At 63.1% G+C, this 12,194-nt stretch carries 10 protein-coding genes; 5 read left to right on the forward strand and 5 right to left on the reverse strand.

Going from position 1 to position 12,194, the window contains the following annotated elements; genetic code table 11:
- Positions 1-43 precede the first annotated feature (43 nt).
- From ACFXS9_RS02420 to hutI, 5 genes are all read right to left on the reverse strand, one after another.
- Entirely contained in the window at positions 44-1,282 is a 1,239-nt protein-coding gene (locus ACFXS9_RS02420) for a URC4/urg3 family protein (RefSeq protein ID WP_392684723.1), read from the reverse strand.
- 20 nt (positions 1,283-1,302) lie between these two features.
- Positions 1,303-2,553, reverse strand: a complete 1,251-nt coding sequence (locus ACFXS9_RS02425; protein ID WP_392684726.1) for a GTP cyclohydrolase II — start codon at positions 2,551-2,553, stop codon at positions 1,303-1,305.
- A 167-nt stretch (positions 2,554-2,720) separates the two neighbouring features.
- Positions 2,721-4,391: a urocanate hydratase gene (hutU, locus tag ACFXS9_RS02430; protein ID WP_392684728.1), complete on the reverse strand. Its 1,671-nt coding sequence runs from the start codon at positions 4,389-4,391 to the stop codon at positions 2,721-2,723.
- A complete protein-coding gene (gene hutH / locus ACFXS9_RS02435; protein ID WP_392684731.1) occupies positions 4,388-5,965 on the reverse strand; it encodes a histidine ammonia-lyase in 1,578 nt (525 codons plus the stop codon). Before hutH ends, hutU begins: the two co-directional genes overlap by 4 nt.
- Positions 5,962-7,176, reverse strand: coding sequence for an imidazolonepropionase (gene hutI / locus ACFXS9_RS02440; protein ID WP_392684734.1), 1,215 nt, complete (start codon positions 7,174-7,176; stop codon positions 5,962-5,964). The genes hutH and hutI overlap by 4 nt, the downstream gene beginning before the upstream one ends.
- A gap of 88 nt (positions 7,177-7,264) precedes the next feature.
- Here hutI and ACFXS9_RS02445 point away from each other — a divergent pair, with 88 nt between their 5' ends.
- The 5 genes from ACFXS9_RS02445 (at position 7,265) to ACFXS9_RS02465 (ending at position 12,064) form a co-directional block, all read left to right on the forward strand.
- Positions 7,265-8,623: a formimidoylglutamate deiminase gene (locus ACFXS9_RS02445; RefSeq protein ID WP_392684737.1), complete on the forward strand. Its 1,359-nt coding sequence runs from the start codon at positions 7,265-7,267 to the stop codon at positions 8,621-8,623.
- Entirely contained in the window at positions 8,620-9,372 is a 753-nt protein-coding gene (hutC, locus tag ACFXS9_RS02450) for a histidine utilization repressor (protein ID WP_392684739.1), read from the forward strand. Before ACFXS9_RS02445 ends, hutC begins: the two co-directional genes overlap by 4 nt.
- A 103-nt stretch (positions 9,373-9,475) precedes the next feature.
- Positions 9,476-10,420 carry an ABC transporter substrate-binding protein gene (locus ACFXS9_RS02455; protein WP_392684742.1) on the forward strand — a complete coding sequence of 315 codons (945 nt, stop codon included), beginning with the start codon at positions 9,476-9,478 and terminating at the stop codon, positions 10,418-10,420.
- 88 nt (positions 10,421-10,508) lie between these two features.
- On the forward strand, positions 10,509-11,282 hold the full coding sequence (locus ACFXS9_RS02460) for an ABC transporter permease (RefSeq protein ID WP_213285508.1): 774 nt from the start codon (positions 10,509-10,511) through the stop codon (positions 11,280-11,282).
- Entirely contained in the window at positions 11,279-12,064 is a 786-nt protein-coding gene (locus ACFXS9_RS02465; RefSeq protein ID WP_392684745.1) for an ABC transporter ATP-binding protein, read from the forward strand. Before ACFXS9_RS02460 ends, ACFXS9_RS02465 begins: the two co-directional genes overlap by 4 nt.
- Positions 12,065-12,194 lie beyond the last annotated feature (130 nt).

Raw genomic sequence — 12,194 nt, forward strand, 5'->3', positions numbered from 1 at the left:
ACCGGATACCCTGTTCGCATGAAGAAAACGCGTCAAACAGACACTAGAAAACCGTACCGTCGCTACTGACCTTGACGGGCGGCGAACCATCGGGCCGGCGCGCGAACGCCAGCGCCCTGCCCGCCGCCCAAGTGCCGCCTTCCAGAATCTTCGCCAGTGGAAGAGAGACCGCGTCAAGACCAACGCGTTGCCGCAGCAGATCCGCCAGCCGGTCCAGCAGCGCGACGGTCAGCGCCCTCCACTCGACCACGAGCGTCGAGGCGACATCATGTTCGCGTTGCGCGTCCATGGAGTCGCGCAGCACCAGTACCCCGGCGTCGACGAACAATCCGCCGTTGCGGTATTCCGCGAGGCCCGTCAGGCCGTCGATATCCGTCACCTCCAGCCCCGCCCGCTGTATCGGCTCGATCAGCGAATACGATAGCCATTGCGACAATTTGTGCAGCGGCACCAGCTCGCTGGTCGCATCCTCGGTCTTGAGCGCCGGATGACGCCAGCAATCCCCTAAGGAAATTCCGCCGAGCGCTATGCGCGACGGCCAGATCGGCCCCAGTTGGCGCAAAAGTTCTGACAAAATCGTCGAGGCGGCGATCACCTCGGCGTCGGCCGCCCCTGCGAGATGATCGAACAATCCGCCGGGCCGAGCCGTGTCGTGGCGAGCAAAAATCTGCGGTGACGCCGATGCTACTTGACCGAGCCGGCGAAGAAGGCTGATGCGGCCCTCGAGGCCAACCAATGGATTGTCGTCCGCAATCTGAAAGCCAGTCTGCAGATCGGCAACTGTCAGTCGCTCAAGCCTAGCGGCATCGGCCCGCAGCGGCTCGTCAGCCTTCGCCGAGAACACGCCACGCGCAAACATGTCCAGACTGGCAAGCGCCAGCCCCTCCGAACGGCCGATACTTTCCCCCGTCAAGGGATCGCGATAGCGCCACGACGGACCTGCTCCGGCGTCGAGCAGCACGCTGATCATGGCAAGGTCAAACTCGGCGCGCGCGCGCTCTTTCCTGTCGCGCCAGTTCCTGGCGTCGGCAAGCGCTGCCCAGCGATCGATGCCGCCGACGACAAAATGGCGCCAGCGCGAATGAAAGGGAACATCGAACGTCGGATAGGCCTTGCGCGTTGTCGCAAGCACGAGATCAACCGCCTCGTCGAGCCGGCCAAGATCGACTTTGAAATGCTGAAGCTGGTCGCTCAAGCCGATTTCCAGCATCCGGTGCGCGCGACCGCGCACCGCTTCCGCACTTAAGAGAGATAGGCCGTCTGCCGTCGCGTCTGCTGTCACGATCAATGGCCCTGGCTCGCCTAGTATTTTTCGAGCGGCCGACCAGAGGCGATCAGGTCCTCAGGCTTCGTGTCAGGTGAAAAATATCCCGCGGCTTTCTTGGCGGCCATTTCCACATGGGCGTCGGCGGGAATCATGTAATCGGGAATGGCGACGCGCTCGACAATATCGATACCCTGCCCTGTCAGCGCATCATACTTCATGTCGCTCATAGAGATGAAGCGATCGATGCGCTTCAATCCCAGCCAGTGAATGACATCCGGCATCAGTTGCTGGAAACGTGCATCCTGCACCCCGGCAACGCATTCCGTTCGTTCGAAATAGGCGGCTGCATCGTCGCCATCCTCCTGACGTTTGCGCGCATTGTAGACCAGAAATTTCGTGACCTCGCCGAGCGCCCGCCCTTCCTTGCGGTTGTAGACGATAACGCCCAGACCACCCGATTGTCCGGCGCGCGCGCATTCCTCGATGCCCTGAATGAGATATGGACGGCAGGTGCAAATGTCCGAGCCGAAAACATCCGAACCGTTGCACTCGTCATGGACGCGACAGGTGATTTTGGTCCGATGGTCCGGAAGCTTCGTGACATCGCCGAACAGATAGACGGTCGTTCCGCCGATCGGCGGAAGAAAGACTTTCAGATCGGGGCGCGTGACAAGCTCGGGAAACATGCCCGCGGTCTGTTCGAACAGCGCACGCCGCAGATTGGTCACGCTCGTGCCGAAGCGCTGCGCGATCCCGGGCAAGTGCCAGACCGGATCGATCGCTATCTTGACAACGGAGACGGAGCCGCTGGCGTGAACGAACTCGCCATCGGGCACCAGCCGCTTGGCGGCCAGAGCCGCCTGAATTTCCGGCAGGTCGAGCCGGGCCCGCGTGATCGCGATGCTCGGCCGGATATCGATGCCTTCGGTGATTTCGTCGCGAAAGTTTTCCGCGACGAGATGTCCCCACGGATCGAGCGCAACAATGCGTTCCGGATCTATCCATTGCGAGAACGGCCCAACGGTCGCGGCCGGGTGTGTGTTGGTCAGGTCGGGCCGACGGATCGGATCCAGCGCACCCGAAGAAACGGCAAGTGCGCGGTAGACCGCATAGGAGCCCCCGTGAGTGCCAATCACGTTGCGATCCTGCGGACGCGATACCGTCCCGATGATGGGACCACGTTCACGCGCGGTCGGCGCTCCCCACAGGATCGGGAATTCATGCGTCGCACCAGGCACCGGGTGCGATGTCAGGCGAATATGGTCGATACGATTGGAATTGCTCATCGTTCGGTAGTCCTAAAACGGCAACGGCCCGCCTGAATGACGGGCCTGACCGGAGAACCAAATGAATTATGCGGGTCAGTGACCCCTGCGGTACTATATAGGTAAACTGTGCGCATTTACAACAAGGAAGGAAATCCTCTCCTCTAGAAGCACCCGGCGCAAGAACGCTACAACGTCAGACCGGGCAGATCGAGCCCGTTGGCGCGGGCACATGCAATCGCGCTTTCATAGCCGGCGTCGGCATGACGCATGACGCCCGATGCCGGATCGTTCCACAACACGCGTTCAAGTCGACGCGCCGCCTCCGGCGTTCCGTCGGCGACAATGACCATGCCGGCGTGCTGCGAATAGCCGATCCCGACGCCGCCGCCATGATGTATCGAGACCCAGGTGGCCCCGCTGGCACAATTGAGCAGCGCATTGAGCAGCGGCCAGTCCGACACTGCATCCGAGCCGTCGCGCATCGCTTCGGTTTCGCGGTTCGGGCTCGCAACCGAGCCGCTGTCGAGATGATCGCGGCCGATGACGATCGGCGCCTTCAGTTGGCCGCGCGCCACCATGTCATTGAACGCCATGCCGAGCCGGTGGCGATCACCGAGACCGACCCAGCAGATTCGTGCCGGCAGCCCCTGGAACTTGATCCGTGCTTTCGCCATGTCGAGCCAGTTGTGCAGATGCTTGTCATCAGGCATCAGCTCCTTGACCTTGGCGTCGGTCCGGAAAATATCTTCGGGATCGCCCGAGAGCGCCGCCCACCGGAACGGGCCGACGCCGCGGCAGAACAGCGGACGGATGTAGGCCGGTACGAAGCCGGGGAAATCGAACGCGTTCTTCAATCCCATGTCCTTCGCCATCTGGCGGATGTTGTTGCCATAGTCGAGCGTGGGAATGCCTTGCGCGTGGAAATCCAGCATGGCCTGGACATGGCCGACCATGGAGGTCTTGGCCGCGACTTCAACCGCTTTCGGATCGGCCTCGCGTTTCGATTCCCACTCGGCAAGCGTCCATCCCTTCGGCAAATAGCCGTTGATCGGATCGTGCGCGCTGGTCTGGTCGGTAACGATGTCCGGCCTGACGCCGCGGCGCACCAGCTCAGGAAAAAGCTCGGCGGCATTGCCAAGCAGGCCGACGGAAACCGGCTTCTTGTTCTGCGTCGCCTCCGCCACGATCGCGAGCGCCTCGTCAAGCGAGCTTGCCTGTCGGTCGAGATAACCCGTGCGCAACCGCATCTCGATGCGGCTCGGCTGGCATTCGATCGCGAGCATCGACGCCCCGGCCATGGTCGCAGCAAGCGGCTGGGCGCCGCCCATGCCGCCGAGACCCGCCGTCAATATCCACTTGCCCGCGAGGTTGCCGCCGTAATGACGTCGCCCGACCTCGACAAATGTTTCGTACGTCCCCTGCACGATGCCCTGGCTGCCGATGTAGATCCACGATCCGGCCGTCATCTGGCCGAACATCATCAGCCCGGCCTTGTCGAGTTCATTGAAGTGATCGAGCGTCGCCCAGTGAGGCACCAGATTCGAGTTCGCGATCAGCACGCGCGGTGCATCGGCATGGGTGCGAAAAATTCCGACCGGCTTGCCCGACTGCACCACCAGCGTCTGATCGCCTTCGAGCTTGCGCAGCGAGGCGACGATCCGGTCAAAACTGTCCCAGTCGCGGGCGGCCCGGCCGATTCCGCCATAGACGACGAGTTCGCTCGGACGTTCGGCAACGTCGGGATCGAGATTGTTCATCAGCATTCGAAGCGGCGCTTCCGTCAGCCAGCTCTTGGCGCTGATCTCGGGCCCGTGGGGCGCCCGGATTATGCGGTCGTTGTCCAGTCGGCGGTTCATGACAAAGAGCCTCTCTCGGCAAGGATTGGAAACGGGTTACTCTCAAGCACCGACATAGCGGCCGTCGGCAATGCGCCGGCTTCAACCAGCGCCGTTGCCTTCGCGAGGTCATCGGCCATGTAGCGATCGCTGCCGAGCGCCGGCACCTGCTCGCGCAATACAGCGATCGCAGCAGCCAGCGCGGGACTGGTCGAATGCGGAGCACGCAGCCCGATGCCCTGCGCCGCAACCAATAGCTCGATGCCGAGGATGGTGGCGAGATTGTCCGCCATGTCGGACAAGCGGCGCGCCGCGTGTGCGGCCATCGACACGTGATCTTCCTGGTTGGCGCTGGTCGGTGTCGAATCGATCGAGCAGGCCGTGGCGCGCTGTTTATTCTCCGCATAGAGCGCGGCTGCCGTCACTTCGGCGATCATGAAGCCGGAGTTGAGGCCGGGATCGGGAGTCAGGAACGGCGGCAAGCCAAAGTTCAACGCGGGATCGACCAGAGTCGCGATGCGTCGCTCGCTGATCGCCCCGATCTCGGAGAGTGCCAGCGCAATCTGGTCGGCGGCAAAAGCGACCGGCTCCGCGTGGAAATTGCCACCCGAGACGATCTCTGCCGTCTCGACCAGGACCAGCGGGTTATCGGTAACGGCGTTCGCTTCGATCGTCAGCGTGCGGGCGGCCTGCGTCAGCAAATCGAGCGCGGCGCCGGCGACCTGGGGCTGGCAGCGCAGGCAGTAGGGATCCTGCACGCGCTCGTCGCCTTCGAGATGCGACATGCGGATATCGCTACCATCGAGCAACGCCGTCAGTGTCGCGCCGGAGACGATTTGCCCGGCATGTCCGCGCAATTGCTGGATCTCAGGACGAAACGGCGCGGTCGACGCCATCGCAGCGTCGACCGACAACGCGCCCGTCACTAGCGCCGCACTGGCCAGGCCATGGGCGCGCAGCAATCCGGAAATGGCGTAGGCCGTCGAAAACTGCGTTCCGTTGATCAGCGCGAGGCCTTCCTTCGGACCGAGCGCTACCGGCGCAAGACCGGCGGCCGCCAGCGCATCGCGGGCCGGCACAACGCTTCCGCCGACCAGCGCCTGCCCCTCGCCGATCATGACCGCCGTCATATGCGCGAGCGGCGCCAGATCGCCCGAGGCTCCGACCGATCCCTGCTGCGGCACCAGCGGACAAATGCCCTTCGCCAGCATGGCCTGGAGCTGCTCGATGATTTCGCGGCGCACGCCCGATGCGCCTCGCCCCAGCGAGACGATCTTGAGCGCCATCATCAGGCGAACGATCGGCTCCGGCGTCGGCGGCCCTACCCCGCAGCAATGCGACACAATGAGGTTGTGCTGCAGCAGCGCCGTCTGGTCGGCAGCAATCCGCTTCGACGCCAGTTTTCCGAATCCGGTATTGATGCCGTACGATGGGGCTTCCGCGCGCGCGGCCGCCGCAACAATCGCCGATGCAGCCTCAACGCGCGGCCAGAACGATGGATCGAGCACGACCGGAGCGCCGGCAAGGATTTGCGCCAGATCGTCGAGGCTGACCCTTCCAGGCGAAACCACAATGGGGGCGTCGGGGCGGCTCACTGTCCCCTCCACACCCGGCTATGCAACGGATTAAAGCCGATCCGGTAAACGAGCTCGGCCGGCCGCTCGATCTCCCAGACCGCAAGATCACACCATTTGCCTGCCTGGAGCGTTCCTGTCTCGCCGAGAATTCCGAGCGCGCGCGCGCCTTCCCGCGTTACGCCAGCGAGGCATTCGGCAACGGTCATCCGGAACAGCGTTGCGCCCATGTTCATGACAAGCAACAGCGACGTCAGCGGCGAACTGCCGGGATTGCAGTCGGTCGCAAGTGCCATGTTGACGCCGTGGGCGCGGAATAGTTCGATCGGCGGCTTCGTTGTCTCGCGAATAAAATAGAACGCGCCCGGCAGCAGCACGGCGACCGTCCCTGCCCGCGCCATCGCCGCGGCGCCAGCATCATCGGTGTGCTCCAGATGATCGGCTGACAAGGCCGCGAATTCCGCGGCAAGCGCGGCGCCGCCAAGATTCGACAACTGATCCGCATGCAGCTTGACCGGCAATCCAAGCCCCTTTGCCGCGCGGAACACCCGTGCCGTTTGCTCTCCCGAAAACGCAATGCCTTCCATGAAGGCATCGACGGCGTCGGCCAATCCGGCCTGCGCCACCGCCGGCAACATCTCGCGGCAGACAAGATCGATGTACCGATCCTTGTCACCGTCAGCTTCCGGAGGCGTCGCATGCGCGCCAAGAAACGTCGTCTTGATGGCGACCGGCCGGGTGTCGCCCAACACACGCGCCGCTGAGAGCTGACGCATCTCGGTTTCGGTATTGAGCCCATAACCGGATTTGATCTCCAGCGTCGTCACGCCCTCGCCGATCAGGGCATCGAGCCTTGGCAGCGCGTCGGCAACAAGCTCGGCCTCACTGGACGCCCGCGTCGCCGCAACCGTGGAGACAATGCCGCCGCCTGCGCGCGCGATCTCTTCGTAGCTCGCTCCCTGCAGCCGCAGTTCGAATTCATGGGCGCGGTTTCCGCCAAAAACCAGATGGGTGTGACAATCCACCAGTCCCGGCGTGATCCAGCGCCCCGCGCAATCGACCCATTCGGCCGCATCGGCGTCCGATGGAAAGTCGGAACGACCGCCGGCGAACGCGATGCGGCCGTCGCGCGCCGCGACCAAGCCGTCCTCGATCACACCGAGCCCGGGCATATCCTCCCGGACCGTGGCGAGCCGGGCGTTGAGCCAGATTCGATCGAAGCGGTCGGCCATGCAGCTCTCCTTCAGCGGCAGGAGCTTGACGTCTCTATATGTCTATACATAAAATCGCGTGGGTGTTCTGTCCAGCCGGTTTCGAAACATGTCGACACTGCATTTCGCATCAGCGCTGCTCCCCTCGGGGTGGGCCGATGACGTGCAGGTGGAGGTGACGGACCAGACCATCACCAAGGTTACGGCCGGCGTGGCGCCGGCACCGCATGACGAGCGCTGCAAGCTGGCGATTCCGGGCATAGCGAGCCTGCATAGCCATGCGTTCCAGCGTGGCATGGCGGGGCTCGCCGAAACGCGCGGCAATTCCGCGGATACGTTCTGGACATGGCGCGAGACGATGTATCGCTTCGCGCTCGAAATGACACCGGAAGACACCGAAGCCGTCGCCACGCTGCTCTATGTCGAGATGCTCGAGCAAGGCTATACGCGCGTCGGCGAATTCCACTATCTCCATCACGACCACGACGGCGCGCCCTACGCCAACCCTGCGGAGATGGCGACGCGAATTGCGCGGGCCGCCGAAATCTCCGGCATCGGGCTGACGCTGCTGCCGAGTTTCTATGCACACGGCTCGTTCGGCGGAGCGGCACCACATGCCGGCCAGCGCCGGTTCATCTGCTCGGTCGATCAGTTTGCAAAGCTGACTGATGCCACACGGACAGCCGTCCGCACGCTACCCGGAGCCAATATCGGCATCGCCCCGCACAGCCTGCGCGCCGTGACGCCTGACGAATTAGCGGCCATCGCGCCATGGGCCGAAGCCGGACCGGTGCATATCCATGCCGCCGAACAGACCAGGGAAGTCGAGGAATGTATCGCCTGGTCGGGCCGGCGGCCGGTCGAGTGGCTGCTCGAACATGCGCCCGTCGATCAGCGCTGGTGCCTGATCCATGCGACACATATGACCGAAGCGGAAACTGCCGCGCTGGCAAGAAGCGGTGCGGTCGCCGGGCTTTGCCCGGTCACCGAAGCCAGTCTTGGCGACGGCATTTTTCCGGCCCGTGAATTCCTCGATGCCGGCGGGCGGTTCGGCATCGGGACCGACTCCAACGTGCTGGTCGGCGCCACCGACGAACTGCGTCAGCTCGAATATGGCCAGCGCTTGAAACACCGTGAGCGCAATGTGCTGTCCGGCGGTCCCGGCCTGTCGACCGGCCGCGCACTGTTCGACGCGGCACTCACCGGCGGCGCCCAGGCGCTCGCACAGCCAACTGCCGGCCTCCAGGCCGGTGCACGCGCTGACATCGTGACCCTCGACACCACCCATCCTTCGCTTGCCGGGCGTCGAGGGGATGCCGTCCTCGATGGCTGGATTTTTGCAGCAGGCGCAGGTGCCGTCGACACGGTCTGGGCCGGCGGCGCCAAAGTCGTCGAGAAAGGACGTCACCGACTCCGTGAGAGCGCACGTGAGACGTTCAACGCAGCGGTGCGGAGGCTCGTGGCATGAGCCTCGCCACCGATCGCGGTAAACTCCAGCCGGCCGACAAGCCGACGCTGTACAAGCAGATCCGGATCGACATCGAGCGCCGCATCTTGACCGGAGAATGGCCGCCCGGTCACCGCATCCCGTTCGAGCACGAGCTGATGTCGCGCTATGGCTGCTCGCGCATGACGGTGAGCAAGGCGCTGTCGGAACTCGCGCAAGCCGATCTCATCGAGCGGCGGCGCAAGGCCGGCAGCTTTGTCCGCCGTCCCACATTTCTGTCGGCGGTGCTCAAGATCGCCGATATCCGAGCAGAGATAAACGCACTCGGCCGCAGTTACGGCTACGAGTTGATCCAGCGCTCGCGGCGTACCGCAAACGCCGCCGACCGCGCCCGGCTTGGCGCGGGGAAAACCGGAAAGGTGATCGCGATTGCATGCCGTCACAGCGCCGACGGCGTGCCGTTCGCCATCGAGGACAGGCTGATCGATCTCGACGCCGTGCCCGAAGCGGCTGCGGCAGATTTTGCGGCCGAGCCGCCCGGCTCGTGGCTGCTACACCATGTGCCATGGACGGAAGCCGAGCATTCGATCAGTGCCATCGTGGCTGACGAACAGGCTGCGGCGGCGCTGGATATCGCGATCGGAGCCCCCTGCCTGGTGATCGACCGGCACACCTGGCGCAGCGCCCGGCCGCTGACGGCCGTGCGCCTGCTCTATCCGGGCGAGTCCCATAAACTGATTGCTCGCTTCAAGGGCGGCTTGGAGGGATAGCAATGCACGCAATATCTGGCACAAGCTATGCAGCAGTTTTGGGAACAGCTTCGCCGCAACCAGTCTGAAGACCAGTCGATGAACCAGCAAAAGGGATACAGCCATGCGTAATTTTGGAATTTTCGCGGCAACAGCCGCTCTCCTGGTGGCCGCACCGGCCGCCGCCCAGGACGTCAAGGTCGGCATCGGCATTTCCGGATGGACCGGTTTCGCGCCGCTTACGCTCGCAAATCAAGCGGGCATCTTCAAGAAGAACGGCCTCGATGTGACGATCAAGAAGATCCCGCAGAAAGACCGCCATCTCGCCATCGCGTCGGGCGACATCCAATGCGCGGCGACCACTGTCGAGACCTGGATATCCTGGAATGCCAGTGGCGTCGCCACCAAGCAGATCTTCCAGCTCGACAAGAGCTACGGCGCCGACGGCATGGCAACGCGAAACAATATCGCCTCGATCAAGGACCTCAAGGGCAAGACGGTTGCCGCGTCCGCGCCCGGCACTTCGCCCTATTTTGCTTTGGCCTGGATGCTCAAGAAGAACGGGCTTTCAGTCAAGGATGTCACAATCGTGAACCTGGAGCCGGCGGCGGCAGCGCAGGCATTCGTCTCGGGCCAGAACGATGCGGCCATGACCTATGAGCCTTACCTCTCGACGGTGCGCGCAGCGCCGGACAAGGGCAAGATCATCGCCACCACGCTCGACTATCCGATGGTGATGGACACGTTCGGCTGCACGCCGAAATTCCTGACTGAAAACCCGAAAGCAGCCAAGGCGCTGGCCGACAGCTATTTCGAGGCGATCGCCTTGATCGAAAAGGATCAGGCCAAGTCGTACGAGATCATGGGTGCCGACGTAAAACAGTCCGGCGAGCAATTCGGCAACTCGGCCAAATTCCTGCGCTGGCAGGACAAAGCCGCGAACCAGAAATTCTTCGCCGGCGAATTTCTGACCTTCAACAAGGAAGCTGCAGACCTGTTGCTCGAGATCGGCATCATCAAATCGGTTCCGAAGATCGACGACCTCTACGACGCGAGCTTCATCAAGTAGCTTTGTACGTGTGCCGCGCCAGTCCCGCTTTCGGTCATGAGAGCGGGACGCCGGCGATCACCGCACAGCCTTTTAGGATATGCCTGTGATACGTCCCCTGGATCCTGTGACATCGAGGCAGCGCGCGGCCTATGGCCTGGCGTTCTTCGTGCTTTTCGTTGCCGTGTGGGCTTGGGCGACCTTTGGCGGCTACGTCTCCAAGACGTTTCTCGCCAACCCGCTGACGATGCTGCAGGAAGGTTGGGAGCTGCTGACAAAGCACGGCTTCCTGTTCGACATCGGCATGACGATCTGGCGTGTCGTCGGCGGCTTTGTGCTGGCGGCCATCGTCGCCGTGCCGCTCGGCGTTCTGATGGGAGCCTACAAGCCGATCGAAGCTTTCCTGGAGCCGTTCGTCTCGTTTGCCCGCTACCTGCCCGCCTCGGCCTTTATCCCGCTGTTGATCCTGTGGGCCGGCATTGGCGAGTTGCAGAAGCTCCTGGTCATTTTCATCGGTTCGGTCTTCCAGATCATTCTGATGGTCACAGTGACAGTCGGAAACACCAGGCGCGACCTCGTTGAAGCCGCGTACACGCTGGGCGCCAGCGACCGCGGCATCATCAACCGGGTGCTGCTGCCCTCCTCCGCGCCCGAGGTCGCGGAGATCCTTCGGCTCGTACTCGGCTGGGCGTGGACCTACGTCATCGTAGCCGAGCTGATCGGTTCATCGTCGGGCATCGGCCATATGATCACGGACAGCCAGGCCCTGCTCAACACCGGCCAGATTATCTTCGGTATCATCGTCATCGGGCTGATCGGGCTGGTGTCGGACTTCCTGTTCAAGGCCTTCAACGCCTGGCTGTTTCCGTGGAAACTGGCATGACCGAGCTGAAAATCGATCAGGTCGCCCGCACCTTCCCCGCGCGCCCGGGGCATGCGCCGACACGCGCGCTGGAGCCGATCGAACTCAGCGTCCGCAATAATGACTTCGTCACCATCCTCGGCCCGTCGGGCTGCGGAAAATCGACGTTGCTGCGCATCGTCGCCGGGCTTGACCGGCCGACCAGTGGCCGGGTCATTCTTGACGGGCAAGAGGTGACTGGCCCTGGCGCCGATCGTGGCATGGTGTTTCAGTCCTACACGCTGTTTCCATGGCTGACCGTGCGCGAAAACATCGCGTTTGGCCTGCGCGAGCGCGGGATTTCCGAAGCGGATCGCGGCAAGATCGCCGACGGCTTCATCCAACGGGTCGGCCTGTCGGGCTTTGAGAATCATTGGCCGAAGCAACTCTCCGGCGGCATGCAGCAACGGACGGCGATCGCGCGGGCGCTGGCCAACGATCCAAAAATCCTGCTGCTCGACGAGCCGTTCGGCGCGCTCGATAATCAAACCCGCGTGCTGATGCAGGAAATGCTGCTTGGCATCTGGGAGCGCGAGCAGAAAACCGTGCTGTTCGTCACCCATGATATCGAGGAGGCGATCTTCCTTGGCAGCCGCGTGATCGTCATAAGCGCCCGTCCGGGCCGTATCAAGGCCGAGATCGCGGTCGATCTACCCCACCCGCGATCCTACAAGATCAAGACCACGCCCGAATTCGTCAGCCTGAAGGAACGGCTTGTCGAAGAGATCCGCGCCGAGGCATTGAAGGTTGCGGTTCATGCCTGACGATCGAGCACGGCGAATTCCGCTCCGGATGCGGTGAAATCAGTCCCGAATTTTGCTACGTTGATCCCTGGTTAACTACGTCAACTGGAGCCGCTGGATGCGATCGCATCCATCACTCCTGATCGCCTCG

Origin of the sequence: Bradyrhizobium sp. RDI18 (genome assembly GCF_043203335.1) — a bacterium.
In the GTDB taxonomy this organism is placed as follows: domain Bacteria; phylum Pseudomonadota; class Alphaproteobacteria; order Rhizobiales; family Xanthobacteraceae; genus Bradyrhizobium; species Bradyrhizobium retamae.